Below are 16,264 nucleotides of genomic sequence, written 5' to 3'. Positions count from 1 at the left end.
GCAGCCCCCGAAGCCACAATGCCTGACGCGATCGCCCCGGTCGAACGGCGCGGCAAGGAGCGGCGCAAGCCGGGCAACCGCATCAACCGTTTCGCGCCGCGGCGATCGCTGATGAAATTGATCGGGGCCTATGCCCTGGTGGTGTCCGGCGGCATGTTCGCGCTCATCCTCCTGGCGGATCAGATGCTGGGTCTCGGCTCGGTTCTGGTCGGTCTGAGTTTCGTCGGCGGGCTGGTCGGTGTCTCGATCCTGGTTCTGGCGCTGGGAGCCATTGAGGAGCGTCTGATTGAGGTTCGCCTGGAGCTGATGATGCTCAATGGTGGCACGCGTCAGGGCGAGCGTCGCTCGGGCGAGCGCAGCGGTGGTCCTGAGGACCGCCGGAGCTGAACGGCCCGCCGCGACCGGGCGGTCAGTGATCGGGATGTCATGTCGGCCATGACAGGACGGCTGTCGGCGTCCATGCTGCCAGCCAGCCCGCCGTCGTCACGGAATTCGCGCCGCATGCCCTCATTCTATGACCGCCACATCCTGCCGCATGTGATCGGCTGTGCCTGCGGTGCCGGGCCGATCCGGCACCAGCGCGCCAAGGTCGTGCCGCTGGCCCGGGGGCGGGTGCTGGAACTGGGTATCGGCGGGGGGTTGAACCTGGCCTTCTATGACCCGTCGTGCGTCGACAGCGTGACCGGGGTCGATCCATCGGCCGGTCTGCGGCAAAAGGCGCTGGCCGCGCCGCGCGCGCCGGGGCTGACGGTCGAGATTCTCGACGGCGAAGCCGAGGCCCTGCCCTTCGAGGCGGCCGTGTTTGATACGGTGGTCTGCACCTTCACCCTGTGTTCGGTGCATTCGCCGGAAGCGACCCTGGCCGAGGCCCGGCGCGTGCTGCGGCCCGACGGCCGGTTGCTGTACGCCGAGCACGGGCTGTCCCCTGATTCCGATGTGGCGCGATGGCAGAGGCGGATCGAGCCCATGTGGAAGCCGCTGGCGGGGGGCTGTCATCTGACCCGTCCGGTGTCGGCGATGATTGCCGCATCGGGCTTTGAACTCATCGATCCGGCGTGCATGTATCTGCCCAACACGCCCCGGGTCCTGGGGTGGAGCGAATGGGGCGAAGCCCGCCGCGGCTGACGCGGGGGTCGGCCTCAAGATCAAGGAGCAGGCCGTGATCTCACCCCCTGATGCGAGGCCCAATCAGGCCCAGGTCGACTACTGGAACGCGACCGCCGGGGAGACCTGGGCCCGGTTCCAGGATCAGCTGGATCGTCAGATCGCCCCCCTGGGCGCGGCGGCCATTCAGGCGCTTTCGCCAGGAGTCGGTGAACAGTTGATCGACATCGGCTGTGGTTGTGGCCAGACGACCCTGGACCTGGCCGGTCGCGTCGGCCCGCAGGGGCGCGTTGTCGGGGTCGATATCTCGCGGCCGATGCTGGAGGTCGCGCGTCGCCGCGCCGGGGCGGCTGCGGCGCTGACGGCCGACTTTCGGGAGGCGGATGTGCAGGCGGCGGACCTGGGGGGCTCGGTCTTCGATGCGGCCTTCTCGCGCTTTGGCGTGATGTTCTTCAGCGATCCAGTGGCGGCTTTCGCCAACCTGAAGCGCAGCCTGAAGCCGGACGGCCGCCTGGCCTTCGTCTGCTGGCGGTCCTTTGCCGAAAATCCGTGGATGGGGACCCCGCTGGCGGCGGCCCTGCCGTTCATTCCGCCGCCGCCGCCGATGGACCCGCTGGCACCGGGACCGTTCGCCTTCGCCGACGCTGACCGGGTGCGGGCCATTCTGACCGGGGCGGGGTTCTCCGCCATCGATATCCGGCCCCATGATACGCAGATCGGCAGCGGGGACGTGGAGCAGACGCTGCAGTTGGCCTTCCGTGTCGGGCCGCTCGGGGCCATCCTGCGCGAGGATCCATCCCGGGCCGATGTGATCGCCGATGCGGTGCGCCGGGTTCTGGAAACCCATCTGACCCCGGACGGTGTGATGATGCCCGCCGCTGTGTGGATCGTCACGGCCCGCCGGGCCTGAGGCGCGTCGGGCCATCGTCCGCTCTGGCGACGGAGGGGCGGCTTCCGCTATAGGGGCGCGATATGACCACAGACATCCCGACCTTGCCGCCCGTCCGCGTCGTCGCCCTGTATCGCTTCGCGGTGATCGAGGACTGCGAGGCGGTGCGCGCCGGCCTCGAACGGCTGTGCCCGTCCGGGGTGCGGGGCACCTTGCTGATCGCGCCCGAGGGGTTGAACGGCACGATCGCGGGACCGGTTGCGGCAATCGAGACCGTGCTGGCCGGGATTCGTGCCCTGCCGGGGTTCACCGATCTGGACGTCAAGGAATCCACGGCGGTGACCATGCCGTTCCACCGGCTGAAGATCCGCATCAAGACCGAGATCGTGACCATGGGACGGACCGATCTGGATCCGGTACGCAATGCGGGGCTCTATGTCTCGCCGGCCGACTGGAACGCCCTGATCGCCGATCCGGACACGGTGGTGATCGATACCCGCAACGATTACGAGGGCGCGATCGGGGCCTTTGCCGGGGCGATCCAGCCCAATACCCGGACCTTCCGTGACTTCCCCGACTGGTTCGAGCGGGAGGGGCGGGCCTTGCTGGACCGGCCGACCCCGCCGCAGGTGGCGATGTATTGCACCGGCGGCATCCGTTGCGAAAAGGCGACGGCCTTTCTCAAGGCCGAGGGCGTTGACCAGGTCCATCACCTCGAGGGCGGTATCCTGAAATATCTCGAGACCGTGCCGGAGGCCGACAGCCTGTGGCGGGGTGAATGTTTCGTATTCGACGAGCGGGTCGCCATCGGCCACGGGCTGGAAGCGGGCAGTCACACCCTGTGTCGGGGCTGTCGGATGCCGCTGGGGGCGGCCGACCGGGCCGCGCCCGACTATGTGGAGGGGGTCTGCTGCGAGCGCTGTTACCAGACGCGGACGGCGGCGCAGCGCGAGGGGTATGCCGAGCGGCAACGCCAGGTGGAGATCGCGGCCCGTATGGGAATCGACCATGTCGGGGCTGTGCTGGACCGGACGGACGAAGACCGTCGGGATCGCTGACCCGGATGTCCTGTCCCGGCGGTGACCGGACGTAGGCGGCGTAACCCCATCTTAACCACGAATGTGTCGCTATCCGGGGTGTAATTCGGGAGGGTGTCCGCTTGGCGGTCAATCAGGCGCTGTTGCGCGAGGCGCAGGCCACGGGGCCTACCAAGGTGCCTGTCGCGCGGCCGCGACTGCCGTCGGCCGAGGCCGTGTTTCCCTATCTCCAGAGAATCGATGACGCCGGCTGGTACTCCAATTTCGGCCCGCTGCTGACCGAGTTCGAGGCGCGTCTGGCGGGGCGGTTCCCGGCCGGGACCGAGGTCGTCACGGTCACCAATGCGACCCAGGCCCTGACCCTGACCCTGATGGCCATGAACCTGCCCGTGGGCGGTTATGTGGTGATGCCCGCCTGGACCTTTGTCGCCACGGCCCATGCCGTGGTGCAGGCGGGTCTGAAGCCGTGGTTCGCTGACGTCGACCCCGACAGCTGGATGTTGCGGCCAGAGGCCGTCACCGGACTCGCGGCCGATATCCGCGCACAGGTGGTCGCCGTGATTCCGGTCTCCGCCTTTGGAGCCGCCGGCGACCTTGCGGCCTGGCGCGCATTCCGTGACGAGACCGGCGTGCCGGTGCTGGTCGATGCGGCCGCCGCCTTCGACACCCTCGACGACGCCGACCTGCCGGCAGTGGTCAGCCTGCACGCCACCAAGGTTCTGGGCATTGGCGAGGGCGGCTTTCTGGCGACCCGGGACGCCGCGCTGGCGCTCAGGGTCCGGCAGCTGACCACCTTCGGCTTTCAGGGCGGGCGCGAGAGCCACGTCGCCGCGACCAATGCCAAGCTGTCGGAATATCCGGCGGCGGTGGGGCTGGCCAGCCTCGACGCCTGGCCGGCGGACCGGTTCCGGTTCCTGCGCGCCGCACAGCAACTGCGCATCAGTCTGATCGGCCGGCCGGAGGTTCAGTTCCAGAACGGCTGGGGTGCCGATTGGGTCACCAGCGTCTGCGCCGTCGGCCTGCCGGATGGCATGGCGGCCCCTGTGGCTGACGCCCTCCATCAGCAGGGCATCGATACCCGCCAGTGGTGGGGGGCAGGGTGCCATACCAGCCCGGCCTTCGCCGACTGCGCGCGCGGTGATCTGCGGCACACCGATCGTCTGGCCGGATCGGTCATCGGTCTGCCGTTCTCGATCGACCTCAGCGCCGCAGAGACGGGTCGGATCACCGACGCGCTTCAACAGGCGCTGGCCGGCCTCTAGATGCAGGATCTGGCGGGCAAGACAGTACTGATTACCGGGGCTGCGGGAACGGTCGGGACGGCCTGTGCCCAGGTGTTTCTCGACAAGGGGGCCCGGCTGGTGCTGACTGATCGTGTCGCGCCGTCGTCGGATCTGACCGCCAATCCGAATGTCCATTTCCAGCCGGCTGATGTGACGGATGGCGCTGCGGTCGAGGCCGCCTATCACGCCACACTCGGCCGGTTCGGGCCGATCGATGCCGCGGTACTGGCCGCGGGCGTTGAAGGCCCTGTGGCCCTGGTCGAGGAAATTACCGAGGTTGATTTCGACCGGGTCATCGCCGTCAATGTGAAGGGCTGCCTGTTCTGGATGCAAGCCTGTCTGCGCGACATGAAGCCGAGGGGGGCGGGCAGTATCGTCGCCCTGTCCTCGATTTCCGGCGTGGTCGGCAGTGCATCGCTGGGGGCCTATACGCTGAGCAAACACGCGGTGATCGGCCTGGTCCGGGCTGCCGCACTTGAGGCTGGCGGTCACGGGGTGCGCGTCAATGCCCTGTGCCCTGGCCCGATCGACTCCGACATGATGCGGCGGCTGGACAAGGCGTTGTCCGACCGGGACCCGCAACGCGCCCGGGGACAGGCGGACGCGGCCAGGGCCCTGCCCTTGCAGCGCTATGTGTCCGCCCAGGAAGTCGCGCGGATGGCGGCCTTCCTGTGCAGCGACGACTCCGGCTCGTGCCACGGCGGGACCTATATGGTCGACGGTGGCTTTACTGCCCGGTGATGCGTGAGTGTGATGGTCCCGCCAGATGGAAAGCCGGCACCTGTCGGTGGCTTCTTCGAAACGCATGATCCTGACGGCGCGACAGGCGGCGTCAGCGTGATGGAGGCCTGGACGGGAGACCGGGCCTGGGCGGCCTTCGGGAATGCCCGCTCGGCCTTCGCCGCCCTTGTGGCGACCCTGCCCGGGGCGACCGTATGGCTGCCGGCCTTCGTCTGTCGTGACATGGTCGCTCCGTCCTTCCGCGAGCGGGTGCGCTTCTATCCGGTGGCGGAGGGTTTCCATCCCGACCTTGTCGGTGTCGAGGCCGGGATGGCAGCCGGCGATCTGGTACTGGTCGTGGCCTATTTCGGCCAGCCCGTGGCGGAGGGCGTGCGGGACCTTATCCGGCGGCGCCCCGATCTTCACATCGTCGAGGACCGGGCCCAGGCGCTGGCACCCGGCCCGGCGGTTGACGGCAGTTGGGTCCTGTACAGTCCACGGAAGCTGCTGGGCGTCGCCGACGGTGGATTGCTGGTCGCCCCTGTCGGGCGGGCGATGCTTCCGCGTCCGGATACCTCGCCAGACGGCGACGCACTGTGGCGCGCGCCCCAGCAGCGTCACGATGATCCCCTGGGGCGAAACAATGCGGTCTGGCACGTCGCCAACCGGGGCAAGGAGGCGGCGATGGCGGTCACCTCCGAGGCGATGACGGAACGCAGTCTTGCGGTCCTGTCGCGGACCCCGCTGTCTAGCCTCGTCGACCCGAGGCTGGCGAACTGGCGGTTGCTTGACCGGGCCCTGCACCACTGGTCGGCCCTGCCGGCCGATCCGACGGTGCCGCCGCTGGGTTATGTTCTGCGACTGGAGCCCGACGCGCGCGATGCGGTCTTGAAGGGCCTGCACGCGGAGCGGATTTTTGCGGCCGTGCACTGGCCGGAGATCGCGGCCCCGGCCGGGGACTTCCCCCGGGAAACACAATGGACCCGTGAGCTGATCACCCTGCCGTGCGATCACCGTTACGGCGAGGCCGGGATGGCGCGGATCGCGCGTCGGGTCGAGGGGCTGCTGGCATGACCCCCCCCTATGCCGGCGAGGCCTATGCCCGCAGCCTCGCCCATATCGGGGTGCCGCTGGCGGTGCCGGAATGGGGCGGCCATGTGCTGGTGCGCCGGACGCCGTGCGGGAGCCGCGAGGATGCGATGGGCCCCTATCCGCTGGCGGTGCTGGAAGGCGACGCCGACGTGGGAGCGGGGCTGGCGCGACTGAAGGCGGCGGGTCTGGTGTCGGTCGTTCTGGTACTGGATGACCGGCAGCGCCCGGCGCTTTCGGCGATGGAGAGCGCTGGCGCTGCGGTGCGGCGTTTCAAGTCGCATTTCGTCCATGACCGGAGCCTCGGCCCTGTCACCTATGGCAAGCATCATCGCTATGAGCTGCGGCGGGCGCTGGCCCGGACCGTGGTGTCCGAGATTTCGCTGGCTGACCACCTGCCGGACTGGGAGGCGCTGTACGGTGAGCTCACCACCCGCCACGGCCTGGGCGGCCTGCACGACTTTCCGCAGGCCCATCATGAGACCCTGGCCGGATTGCCGGGGCTGCGGACCTTCGGGGCCTTTGTCGAGGGGCGACTGGTCTCGGCCCATCTGTTCGTCACCCATGACGGCCACGCGATGAGCCATCTGGCCGCCTCGGCCCCCGAGGGTTACCAGACCGGCGCGGCCTATGCGGTCAATGATCTGGCGCTGACCGAACTGGCCGATTGCGCGGTGGTCAATTTCGGCGGCGGGGCGGGGACGGGCGACGATCCGGCCGACGGTCTGGTTCGCTTCAAGAAGGGGTTTTCCAACTGTTTGGAACCTTCTTACCTTTTCAGTGCCATCCTCGACCCGGAAGCCTATGCGGCGCTCAGCGCCGGTCGTGCCGGGACAGCCTTCTTTCCGGCCTATCGCGGGCCACGCCAACAGGAGCGCGCCGATGAACATCAAGGGTAAGATCGTCACGCTGCGCGCTATCGAGGCGGCGGACCTGCCGACGCTTCATGAATGGGGCAATGACCCGGAGTTGTGGTCGATGCTGGGCGGATGGCATTTCCCCACGTCGCTGCACCAGACGCAGCAGTGGTTCGAAGGGCTGGCGCGCGACCCGCTGAACCAGCGTTTTGCCATCGACGTGCCGGGAACCGGTCTGGTCGGTACCGCCAACCTCGTGGACATCGACTGGAAGAACAACAACGCCTTCCACGGAATGATGATTGGAGACCCGTCGATGCGGGGCAAGGGCGTCGGGGTCGACGTGATCATGGCCACCATGCGCTACGCCTTTGACGAGCTGCATCTGCGCCGGCTGGACGGGTCGATGATCGCCTATAACGAGGCGTCGGTCGGCGTATACTGCGGCAAATGCGGTTGGCAGGTCGAGGGTCGCCAGCGCGACTGGTATTTCCGGGGCGGCCGTTACTGGGACCGAATCGTGGTCGGCGTCACCAGCGATGACTACCGCGCGTTGGTGGCCGCCAACGGCTACTGGGAGGCGTGAGCGTGGGCGCAGGCTGGACGCAACGGGGGGTCATCTTCACGCCAGACGGGTCACGGGACTGGTCGCGGACCCACGCCCAGGCCCCCGCCGCCGTTCTGATGGATGACCGGATCCGCGTCTACTACGGCACCCGCAACGCCGAGAACCGCAGCCGCACCGGCTTCATCGAGGTCGATCGTGCCGATCCGACCCGCCTGCTCCATGTGCACGACCGGCCGGTTATGGATCTTGGCAAGCCGGGAACCCATGACGAAGACGGGGTGATCGCCAGCCAGGTGATCACGGTCGGCGACGAACTGTGGATGTACTACGGCGGGGTCAGCCGGGGCGGCCATGTGCCGTACCGGATGTCGATCGGTCTGGCCCGGAGCCGGGACGCGGGGCTGACGTTCGAGCGGGTCTTTGACGGGCCGGTCGTCGATCGCACGCCGGACGAGCCCTATATGACGATGGCACCCAACATCATCGTCGAGGATGGGGTCTGGACCATGTGGTACGGGTCCGGCACCGGCTGGGTGGAGATCGACGGTAAGTTCGAACCGACCTACCAGATCAAGCTGGCCCATTCGGATGATGGCCTGCGCTGGCGGCAGACCAACCATGCCTGCATTCCCAAACTGGATGCGCTGGAGGCCAATACCCGGCCGTCGGTGATGCGCACACCCGAGGGATTCGAGATGTGGTTCTCCTACAGGAACAGTCGTGAGTACCGCGACGGGTCGGGGTCTTACCGGATCGGCTATGCCACCTCGACTGATGGCCGGGACTGGACGCGTCAGCCGGACCCGGACGGCCTGCAGCCGACCGGTGAGGGCTGGAACTCGGCGACCATGTCCTATCCCAGCGTCATCGCCGCCGACGGTCGCAAGATCATGTTTCACAACGGTGACGGTTTCGGACAGTCCGGCATCGGCTGCGCGATCCTGGAGACCGCATGACCATTCTCGTCTTTCCGTCTGCCCTTGAGGCCGCCGCGAAATTCGCCCGGGAAGCCGGGCAGTGGGGGCGTCGGGTCGTCGGCGCTTCGTCACTTGATGTCGATCCGAATGCCGAGGCGTTCGATGTCTGGGCCCGGCTGCCCTTTATCGGCGCGCCCGAATTCTTTGATGCGCTGGAAGCCCTGGTGGTTCGCGAGCAGATCACCGACCTGTTCACGCCGCACGCCCCGACGTTTCACATGCTGGAACAGTCGCTGGCCGCGCGGTTGCCGGACCTGAAGCTGATGGGGCCCGGGCCGTTCAAACGGCAGATGGCCCGGGTGACCGATGCCCTGGCCGAGGGCCGGGCGGGACTGGCGAAGGCCTCGGACTATGGCGCGGCCCCGTCGACGCTTCCGGCCGAGTTCGTCGCCGGGCTGCTGGCCCAGGTGGAGACCATCCATGGCGAGTGTTCCCGCGACAAGATCCTGGCGATCTGCGGCGTGGTGCCCTCGGCCCCGAAGGGGGACATCGTCGAAATCGGGGCCCTGTTCGGCAAGAGCAGCTATGTGCTGAACCGGGTCGGTTCCTGGTGCGACGTCGGGGCCACCCTCTGCGTCGACCCGTGGAACCTGGGCCTCTCGGTCCAGACTGATGCGCCGACCCATATCCAGGAGGCCTCCAGCGGCTGGGACTGGGACGTGGTCTATGCCGGTTTTCTGATCAGTATGCTGGGCTGCGCGACCGGGGACTTCAACTATCTGCGGATGACCTCCGAGGATGCTCAAGCCCAGTATGTCCGGGACCGGACCGTGACCTCGCGCGAGTTTGGCGCGACGACCATGGCGGGGGCCATTTCGGTCCTGCATCTGGACGGCAACCATGACGAGTCAGCCGTGGCGCAGGATTTCGCCCTGTGGGGGCCGCTGGTCGTGCCCGGCGGCTGGATCATCTTCGACGACTACAACTGGCCGCATGGAGACGGGCCCCGCAAGGTCGCCGACCGGGCCATCGCCGCCTACGGCAGTCGCGTGAAGCGCAGCTTCGTCGCCGGCGGGGCCATGTTCGTCAATCTGACGCCCTGAGCTCAGCCCGCCTTTCGCGCGGTGCAGATGTAGTAGAATTGATAGACCTGCGAGACGCGGACGTCGGTCAGGGTCGCGGGGAAGGTCTCCACCGGGCAGTGGTGGATGACGTTGTGGCTGGACAGGACCTTCATGAAATAGGCCCGCTCCATGGGCGTAGCCGCGTCATACATCTGCTCGTCCAGGAACAGCAGGGTGCCGCCGGGCCGGGCCACCCGGGCCATTTCGGCGATGGCCCTGGCCGGATCGGTCAGGCCGTTGACCGCGCCATAGCTGAGCACCACGTCGAAGCTGTTGTCCTGGAATGGCAGTTCCATCGCGTCGCCCAGCACCAGGTCGACCGGCACGCCGGCAGCGCTCATCAGATCGCTGCCCTGTTTGAGCATGGTCTCGGACAGGTCGATGGCGGTGTAGTCGGCGTCGAGCGACATCCAGCCGTGCCGGTAGAGCGAGTTGCACGAGCCCGTGGAGACATCGAGTATCTGCAGCCGACGTCCGGCGTCGCGCAGCGGGGCCAGTACCCGCTCATGGACGGCGGTGAAGGACTCGGACGGGACCCAGGGTTTGCGCGCCAGCGACAGCCAGGCCGGGATCGCCACCCACATCAGATGCAGCAGCCAGGACTGGCGGCTGAGCAGCCAGAGGATCAGGCCGAGAGCCGCGAACAGCAGGGCGGCCGTGACGAAGACCCCGGCGACCAGGGTGGTGATGAGGCCGGCGGCCAGGCCCAGGATCAGGACCAGCGTGACGCCATAGGCGATCCAGTAGGGCCAGGAGATCGCCAGCGGCCGGACCGGCATGACGATGGCCGGCATGGTGACCTGATAGAGCCGCCCGAACAGGCCGTCATAGAAGGTGTCGCGCAGCCTGCGGTCCTGGAAGCCCAGCCGGTCCTCGACGAACAGGCGCGGGATGCCCGCGGCGCAGCCGAAGGTGTGGTCGCAACCGGTGCAGCGCCACTGGGTTGTGGTGACGGCGAAGTCTGCGGCCGCGCAGTGCGGGCAGCGGTATTTGCTGGATTTCAGTTCGGTCGCCATCTGTGCCGCCTTAACCGCGAGGATCGAAATAGGCGAAGGTCGCGACCCAGCGACCGGCGTCGCTGTCCCAGTCGAACTTGTCGCGCAGGTCGGACTGGGTGACCCAGTGCGGGTGGTCGTAGCGCCAGATGCAGATGTCGCCGATGTCCTGACGGGTCTCCATGTCGACGACCTCGCCGTCGATCTCGAAACAGGTGCCGCCGTTGCGGAAGTCGCGGCCGCGCTTTGACAGCGCGACGATGAAGCCGAGCTTCTGGGGCGACAGATTGTGCCAGTGCCGGGCAAAGAATCCGCCGCCGGCGGGGTAGTGGATCAGCTGGGGGTGGACGTAGGGGCCGGTCGCGGGAATGCCGAACCCGACGGTGTTGCCGGTCAGGTCGTTGTAGAGGTGACGCAGGGGCTCGAACAGGCCGCAAAGGGGCGCTTCCAGTTCCGGCGGGGCATTACCCATGACGTTGAAATTATAGTCGTGGAAGACATGCGGGGCCTGCTGCTGCCGGGCCACCATCGCGCGGCGGCGGTGGTAGTTGCCGTTGAAGTCATCGACTTCGGCGGGCGGGACCTGTCGCCCCCAGTCGGCCACGGCGGACCTTGCGGCGGTCAGGATGGCTTCGGGAAAGGCCTGCTTCAGCAGGACGAGCTGACCGCGCTCCATGACCCGGTGGGTGATCTCGGCCCGGTCCATGTCGGTCTCGATGACGCCGTCCCGCAGGGTGGCGGCGACGTGGACGACCCGTTCCGTATCCAGCTCGCCGCTCATGCGGTTTCCGCCAGCCAGCGGGTGTGCATCTGGCGGAGGATGCCTTCCAGATTGCGGGTGAAGCCGACCTCATCGCGATAGGGGGAGGCCTCGAAGCCGGGTCGCACCCGGGCGCGCAGGGCGTCGAGGGCCTGGGGGTCCGCCGTCAGGGCGACGGCCTTGGCGACATAGTCGTCCCAGTCTTCTGCGATCAGTTCGGGCAGGCCGCAGGGCAGGACCACGGGCACGCCGATGCGACTATAGAAATCGTCGCCCCACTGGGTCAGGACCGGCACACCATTGGCCAGGGCGTCGCACGAGGTGGTGCCGCCGGGGCAGGGGGAGGGGTCGAGGGCCAGGTCGATGTCCTGGAACTCGCGCCAGTAGTCGGGACCGGTGGTGTGGCCGCGGAACTCAAGCTGTTCCGGTGCCGCGCCATAGGCGGCGAACCGGGCCCGGGTCACCCGCTGCAGCACCGGGTCGACGAAGGGGCCGTATTTCAGGATCAACCGGTCCTGGGGGCGCTGGCGCAGGATCAGCGACCAGGCGGCGATGGTGATCTCGCTGAGCTTGGCCGGATTGTTGAACGAGCCGTAGGTGACATAGCCGTTCTTCAGCGCCGGGGTCGGGACGTCGGGGAGCCGGTCGGCCGACGGGCGGCTGGGGGCCACGATCGGGCCGATGTGCCAGATTTCCTCGGTGAAGAATTCATCGGTGCCGTCCACCTTCATGCTGTCGGCATGGAGGATGTAGTCCATGCAGGCGAGGCCGGTGGTCTGGACGAAATTGATCCAGGCGACCTGCACCGGGGCCGGGCGGTGGGCGAACACCGGCAGGCGGCTGCCGGCGGTGTGACCCCAGACATCGACGAGGACGTCGATCGTGTCCTCGCGGATCAGGGCCGCGACCTCCGTGTCGGACAACGCACCGATGCCACGCACCGTGCAGCCGTCCGGCAGGGCGTCCTCGGCCGCCGGATCGGCGCAGTAGAGGAAGACCTCGACCGCCTTCGGATCTTGGGCCTCCAGTACCGGCAGGAGGAACTGGGCCACCTGGCTGCGGGTGAAGCTGGGACCGACATAGCCGACCCGCAGGGGGCGGTCGGTCCTACGTTCGTTGGCGAAAACCGGGTTCGCCGGGGTCAGGGGCGCGGCATACAGGTCGCTCCAGCGGCGCGCTTCGTCCGAGACCTGGCGCATGCGGTCGGGGGCGTGGAACAGGGCGTAGAGCAGGAATTCGTGGACCGCCGGATGCGGGAAGGCCTCGGCCGCGGCGCTGAAGACATTGATGGCCTCGTCGGTCCGGCCCTGATGCTGCAGGGACAGGCCGTAGCTGATCATCGTCTGGACGTCGGGATTGTCGAGGTCCAGGCCGCGCCCGAGCGTCAGGCTGGCCGGGGCCATATGTTTGATCGCGTAGAGTTGCATGCCGATCTGGGCACAGTAGGCCTTGTCGGTTTTGAACCGGTTCAGGTCGACACCGTGGGCGCGCAGCATGGCCACGGAATGCAGGTTGCGGGCGTCGTCCAGGGTCTGGCGCGCGGCCGCCGGCTCGCCGGCCGCGACCAGGGCGCTGTAGAGCCAGTAGCGGCTCTCGTGATCGGCGGGGTGGGTCTCGGTATAGGGGTAGAGCAGGTTCGCGGCCGCGGCCGGATCACCGGCTTCAAGCAGGGCGCGCCCTTCGGCGACGGGGTCGGTGGCCGCCTTCGCCATCATGTTCACGCGTCTCTCCGGGAATATGGTTAAGGGCCGAGTAGAGCGGGATTGCGTTAACCTGTGCTTACGATCCGGTTCAGCGGAACCGCTGCGTCCGGCTTGACGGGTTGTTAACCGCAGCGGACGCCAATCAGGCGCATGAACGTCCTCGTTACCGGTGGTGCCGGGTTTATCGGTTCGGCCGTCGTGCGGCGACTGGTCAGCGCCGGCGGCGTGGCCGTGACCAATCTCGACAAGCTGACCTATGCGGGGGACCTGGCCTGCGTCGATGCGGCCGCGGGGTCGCCCGACTACCAGTTCGAACAGGTCGACATCTGCGACGCGACGGCGGTGGCGGATGTGTTCGCCCGGCACCGGCCCGACGCGGTCATCCATCTGGCGGCCGAGACCCATGTGGACCGGTCGATCGACGGGCCGGCGGTCTTCATCCAGACCAATGTCGCCGGGACCGGTGTGCTGCTGGAGGCGGCGGTGCGGCACCGGGACGCCCTGCCGGCCGAAGCGCGCGACGGGTTTCGCTTTCTGCATGTGTCGACCGACGAGGTGTTCGGCGACCTGGCCCCCGACGCGCCGCCGTTCCGGGAGAGCGATCCCTATGCCCCGAGCTCGCCCTATGCGGCCAGCAAGGCGGGGGCGGACCATCTGGTCCGCGCCTGGTCGCGGACCTATGGCCTGCCGACGATCATCACCAACTGTTCGAACAACTACGGCCCCTTCCAGTTTCCCGAGAAGCTGATCCCGCTGACGATCCTGAACGCCATCGAGGGGCGGGCCCTGCCGATCTACGGGGCCGGGGACCAGGTGCGGGACTGGCTGTATGTCGAGGATCATGCGGCGGCGCTGGAGCTGGTGCTGCGGCAGGGCGTGGTCGGCGAGAGCTACAATGTCGGCGGCGATGCCGAGCGGCGCAATATCGAGGTCGTGCAGGCCATCTGTGCCCTGCTGGAGGTCGCGCGACCGGCGCGACCGGCGGGCGTGGCCCGCTATGCCGATCTGATCACCCATGTCACCGACCGTCCGGGGCATGATCGTCGCTATGCGATGGATTCGGGCAAGATCGAGCGCGAGCTGGGCTGGGTGCGGGCCGAGACCTTTGAGTCCGGACTGGCCCGAACGGTCGACTGGTGCCTGGGTCATCTGGACGTCCTGCAGCGACTGCGGGCACGGTATGACGGCCAGCGGCTGGGCCTGAGGGAAGGGGCGACATGATGAAGGGTATCGTTCTGGCGGGCGGCACGGGGACCCGGCTGGCCCCGATCACCTATGGCGTCTCCAAACAGCTGCTGCCGATCTACGACAAGCCGATGATCTACTATCCGCTGTCGGTGCTGATGCTGGCCGATATCCGCGACATCCTGGTGATCACCACGCCCGAGGACCGCTGGATGTTCGAGCGGCTGCTGGGCGACGGATCGCGTTTCGGCATCCGCCTGACCTATGCCGAACAGAAGCGGCCCGAGGGGATTGCCCAGGCGTTTCTGATCGGCGAGGAATTCATCGACGGCGACCGGGTCTGTCTGGTTCTGGGCGACAACATCTTCTACGGCCAGGGCTTTACCCCGAAGCTGCGGGCGGCCGCGGCGCGGACCACGGGGGCGACGGTGTTCGCCTATCCGGTCAAGAATCCGGAGCAGTTCGGCGTGCTGGAGATCGGGCCCGACGGCCGGGCGCTGGGCATTGAGGAAAAGCCGAAACGGCCGCGGTCGAACCTGGCCACGACCGGTCTGTATTTCTACGACGCCGATGTGGTCGACATCGCCCGGGCGGTGAAGCCGTCGCCGCGCGGCGAGCTGGAGATCACCAGCGTCAGCGAGGCCTATCTGAGGCGTGGCGACCTGCATGTGGAGATGCTGGGCCGGGGCTTCGCCTGGCTGGACACCGGGACGCCCGAAAGTCTGATGGAGGCGGGGCAGTTCGTGCAGACGATCGAACAGCGGCAGGGCTTCAAGATATCCTGCCTGGAGGAGATCGGCTGGAACAACGGCTGGCTGGACGAGGCGGCGATGCGGGCCAGTGCCCGGGCGCACGGCAACAGTCCCTATGGGGCCTATCTGCTGAAACTGGTTGGCGAGGGTGCGAACCCGGACTGGGTGCCGGGGGCCTAGGTCCGGCGCGTGATGACTGTGGGGAGCGAAGCGATGACGGGGCAGGCGGGACAGGGGCAGGACGGGGTCGTGACCGGCGACCTGGCGACGCGCGGCTTTCACGTGTTTTCGCCCGGGGTCGACCCGGTGGCGGCGACCGATCTGCTGATGGCGGTGCAGGCGACGCGGGCCTTCGGGCCGGAGCTGTTTCTGAGTGAGGCCGAGTTCCTGGCCGACCCGCAGTTCCGGGGCGTCAATCCGCGGCCGGGGCGCAATCTGGTCGACCGGATCGACGCCAGCCTGGACTTTGTCGAGGGCGATCCGGCGATCGTGGCGGGCCTGACCGAACTGCTGGGGCCGAACTATCAGGCGCTGGACCGCAAACTGGTGTGCGGGGTGCCGCGCGACTGGATGCCGGCCTGGGTGCAGGCGCGGACCGAGGGCAAGGCGGTCAACAATCTGGGGCCCTATATCCGGCCGGAGTACCGGGATGTGACCTATTTCGCCGGCATCGACTTCCATCAGGACCTGATCGACCATCCGGCGCGGACGGCGGATTTCGTCACCCTGTATATCTATCTGCATCCGGTCACGGCGGTGGACGCGCCCCTGTTCGTGCTGGAGGGCAGCCAGGCGCTGGCCTCGACTCTGTTTCCGCATGAGCTGACGCCCGGGGACGGGGACCAGTGGACCTATCGCGACGGCCGGGGCGGATCGATGACCGTGACCCAGAGGATGCTGACCGGGGGTACCGGCTATGCCGCCGTCTGGCACGCCTGCACCCTGCACGGGACGCAGCAGGACACGGCCGAACATCCGCGCCTGTCGCTGCGCTATCTGCTGGCCCGGGATCCGGAGGCGGGCGAGACGGGCATCGACGCCGTCAATCGCGCGCTGGGCGGACCGTTGAGTCTGGCGGCGACGCGCCGCGACCTGGCCGAGGACGGCTCGGCCCGCGACACCGGCAATATCGTCAGCACCATCCGGCCGGTGGCGTAGCGGGCAGGAGCCTGCGGCCGCGCGCCGGTCCGGCCGCGGTGATGGGGGCGTGGGCGGAGCGCCGGGCATCCGCCCGGAGACCGTATGACTATGTGTTTCGGCGAACGTCAGACGCTCCGCGCG

General features: G+C 67.9%; 17 protein-coding genes. 14 read left to right on the top strand and 3 right to left on the bottom strand.

Going from position 1 to position 16,264, the window contains the following annotated elements; genetic code table 11:
- Nucleotides 1-18 precede the first annotated feature (18 nt).
- From PSV00_RS13235 to PSV00_RS13185, 11 genes are all read left to right on the top strand, one after another.
- The gene (locus PSV00_RS13235; RefSeq protein WP_300448009.1) at nucleotides 19-387 is read left to right on the top strand and encodes a hypothetical protein; all 369 of its coding nucleotides are present in this window, start codon (nucleotides 19-21) and stop codon (nucleotides 385-387) included.
- A 114-nt stretch (nucleotides 388-501) separates the two neighbouring features.
- Nucleotides 502-1,125, top strand: coding sequence for a class I SAM-dependent methyltransferase (locus tag PSV00_RS13230; protein ID WP_300448006.1), 624 nt, complete (start codon nucleotides 502-504; stop codon nucleotides 1,123-1,125).
- A 34-nt stretch (nucleotides 1,126-1,159) separates the two neighbouring features.
- Nucleotides 1,160-2,014: a class I SAM-dependent methyltransferase gene (locus tag PSV00_RS13225; RefSeq protein ID WP_300448004.1), complete on the top strand. Its 855-nt coding sequence runs from the start codon at nucleotides 1,160-1,162 to the stop codon at nucleotides 2,012-2,014.
- A gap of 83 nt (nucleotides 2,015-2,097) precedes the next feature.
- Nucleotides 2,098-3,051 carry a rhodanese-related sulfurtransferase gene (locus PSV00_RS13220; RefSeq protein ID WP_300448957.1) on the top strand — a complete coding sequence of 318 codons (954 nt, stop codon included), beginning with the start codon at nucleotides 2,098-2,100 and terminating at the stop codon, nucleotides 3,049-3,051.
- 101 nt (nucleotides 3,052-3,152) lie between these two features.
- A complete protein-coding gene (locus tag PSV00_RS13215) occupies nucleotides 3,153-4,292 on the top strand; it encodes a DegT/DnrJ/EryC1/StrS family aminotransferase (RefSeq protein WP_300448001.1) in 1,140 nt (379 codons plus the stop codon).
- Nucleotides 4,293-5,054, top strand: a complete 762-nt coding sequence (locus PSV00_RS13210; protein ID WP_300447999.1) for an SDR family NAD(P)-dependent oxidoreductase — start codon at nucleotides 4,293-4,295, stop codon at nucleotides 5,052-5,054.
- A 12-nt stretch (nucleotides 5,055-5,066) separates the two neighbouring features.
- On the top strand, nucleotides 5,067-6,107 hold the full coding sequence (locus PSV00_RS13205; protein WP_300447997.1) for a hypothetical protein: 1,041 nt from the start codon (nucleotides 5,067-5,069) through the stop codon (nucleotides 6,105-6,107).
- Nucleotides 6,104-7,021: a GNAT family N-acetyltransferase gene (locus PSV00_RS13200; protein ID WP_300447995.1), complete on the top strand. Its 918-nt coding sequence runs from the start codon at nucleotides 6,104-6,106 to the stop codon at nucleotides 7,019-7,021. The genes PSV00_RS13205 and PSV00_RS13200 overlap by 4 nt, the downstream gene beginning before the upstream one ends.
- Nucleotides 7,005-7,565, top strand: a complete 561-nt coding sequence (locus PSV00_RS13195; RefSeq protein ID WP_300447993.1) for a GNAT family protein — start codon at nucleotides 7,005-7,007, stop codon at nucleotides 7,563-7,565. Before PSV00_RS13200 ends, PSV00_RS13195 begins: the two co-directional genes overlap by 17 nt.
- Nucleotides 7,562-8,503, top strand: coding sequence for a hypothetical protein (locus tag PSV00_RS13190; RefSeq protein WP_300447991.1), 942 nt, complete (start codon nucleotides 7,562-7,564; stop codon nucleotides 8,501-8,503). Before PSV00_RS13195 ends, PSV00_RS13190 begins: the two co-directional genes overlap by 4 nt.
- Nucleotides 8,500-9,567: a class I SAM-dependent methyltransferase gene (locus tag PSV00_RS13185; RefSeq protein ID WP_300447989.1), complete on the top strand. Its 1,068-nt coding sequence runs from the start codon at nucleotides 8,500-8,502 to the stop codon at nucleotides 9,565-9,567. Before PSV00_RS13190 ends, PSV00_RS13185 begins: the two co-directional genes overlap by 4 nt.
- Nucleotides 9,568-9,569: 2 nt before the next feature.
- Here the strand turns inward: PSV00_RS13185 and PSV00_RS13180 are convergent, their stop codons facing one another.
- From PSV00_RS13180 to PSV00_RS13170, 3 genes are read right to left on the bottom strand one after another with little or no spacing between them, the layout of a single operon-like run.
- Nucleotides 9,570-10,604, bottom strand: coding sequence for a class I SAM-dependent methyltransferase (locus PSV00_RS13180; RefSeq protein ID WP_300447987.1), 1,035 nt, complete (start codon nucleotides 10,602-10,604; stop codon nucleotides 9,570-9,572).
- A gap of 10 nt (nucleotides 10,605-10,614) precedes the next feature.
- Nucleotides 10,615-11,364 (bottom strand): hypothetical protein, encoded by a 750-nt coding sequence (locus tag PSV00_RS13175; RefSeq protein WP_300447985.1) that lies wholly within the window; start codon nucleotides 11,362-11,364, stop codon nucleotides 10,615-10,617.
- Nucleotides 11,361-13,058 (bottom strand): tetratricopeptide repeat protein, encoded by a 1,698-nt coding sequence (locus tag PSV00_RS13170; protein ID WP_300448955.1) that lies wholly within the window; start codon nucleotides 13,056-13,058, stop codon nucleotides 11,361-11,363. The genes PSV00_RS13175 and PSV00_RS13170 overlap by 4 nt, the downstream gene beginning before the upstream one ends.
- A 138-nt stretch (nucleotides 13,059-13,196) precedes the next feature.
- On the opposite strand from PSV00_RS13170, the gene rfbB reads away from it, so the two are divergent.
- From rfbB to PSV00_RS13155, 3 genes are read left to right on the top strand one after another with little or no spacing between them, the layout of a single operon-like run.
- Entirely contained in the window at nucleotides 13,197-14,267 is a 1,071-nt protein-coding gene (rfbB, locus tag PSV00_RS13165; RefSeq protein ID WP_300447982.1) for a dTDP-glucose 4,6-dehydratase, read from the top strand.
- Nucleotides 14,267-15,163, top strand: a complete 897-nt coding sequence (rfbA, locus tag PSV00_RS13160) for a glucose-1-phosphate thymidylyltransferase RfbA (protein WP_300448954.1) — start codon at nucleotides 14,267-14,269, stop codon at nucleotides 15,161-15,163. The genes rfbB and rfbA overlap by 1 nt, the downstream gene beginning before the upstream one ends.
- A 33-nt stretch (nucleotides 15,164-15,196) precedes the next feature.
- Nucleotides 15,197-16,141 (top strand): phytanoyl-CoA dioxygenase family protein, encoded by a 945-nt coding sequence (locus PSV00_RS13155; protein WP_300447979.1) that lies wholly within the window; start codon nucleotides 15,197-15,199, stop codon nucleotides 16,139-16,141.
- Nucleotides 16,142-16,264: the final 123 nt, after the last annotated feature.

It is taken from the genome of Brevundimonas sp. (assembly GCF_029945885.1).
Lineage (GTDB): Bacteria > Pseudomonadota > Alphaproteobacteria > Caulobacterales > Caulobacteraceae > Brevundimonas.
Note: the sequence above shows the minus strand (reverse complement) of the source record. Positions and strands in the feature narration are given on the sequence as shown.

What these genes read in the sequence shown, in the direction of transcription:
- PSV00_RS13235 (WP_300448009.1), top strand. Translation starts at nt 19, where the DNA reads ATGCCTGACGCGATCGCCCCGGTCGAACGGCGCGGCAAGGAGCGGCGC.
- PSV00_RS13200 (WP_300447995.1), top strand. Translation starts at nt 6,104, where the DNA reads ATGACCCCCCCCTATGCCGGCGAGGCCTATGCCCGCAGCCTCGCCCAT.
- rfbA (WP_300448954.1), top strand. Translation starts at nt 14,267, where the DNA reads ATGAAGGGTATCGTTCTGGCGGGCGGCACGGGGACCCGGCTGGCCCCG.
- PSV00_RS13155 (WP_300447979.1), top strand. Translation starts at nt 15,197, where the DNA reads ATGACGGGGCAGGCGGGACAGGGGCAGGACGGGGTCGTGACCGGCGAC.
- PSV00_RS13210 (WP_300447999.1), top strand. Translation starts at nt 4,293, where the DNA reads ATGCAGGATCTGGCGGGCAAGACAGTACTGATTACCGGGGCTGCGGGA.
- PSV00_RS13230 (WP_300448006.1), top strand. Translation starts at nt 502, where the DNA reads ATGCCCTCATTCTATGACCGCCACATCCTGCCGCATGTGATCGGCTGT.
- rfbB (WP_300447982.1), top strand. Translation starts at nt 13,197, where the DNA reads ATGAACGTCCTCGTTACCGGTGGTGCCGGGTTTATCGGTTCGGCCGTC.
- PSV00_RS13185 (WP_300447989.1), top strand. Translation starts at nt 8,500, where the DNA reads ATGACCATTCTCGTCTTTCCGTCTGCCCTTGAGGCCGCCGCGAAATTC.
- PSV00_RS13180 (WP_300447987.1), bottom strand. Translation starts at nt 10,604, where the DNA reads ATGGCGACCGAACTGAAATCCAGCAAATACCGCTGCCCGCACTGCGCG.
- PSV00_RS13205 (WP_300447997.1), top strand. Translation starts at nt 5,067, where the DNA reads ATGGTCCCGCCAGATGGAAAGCCGGCACCTGTCGGTGGCTTCTTCGAA.
- PSV00_RS13195 (WP_300447993.1), top strand. Translation starts at nt 7,005, where the DNA reads ATGAACATCAAGGGTAAGATCGTCACGCTGCGCGCTATCGAGGCGGCG.
- PSV00_RS13175 (WP_300447985.1), bottom strand. Translation starts at nt 11,364, where the DNA reads ATGAGCGGCGAGCTGGATACGGAACGGGTCGTCCACGTCGCCGCCACC.
- PSV00_RS13170 (WP_300448955.1), bottom strand. Translation starts at nt 13,058, where the DNA reads ATGATGGCGAAGGCGGCCACCGACCCCGTCGCCGAAGGGCGCGCCCTG.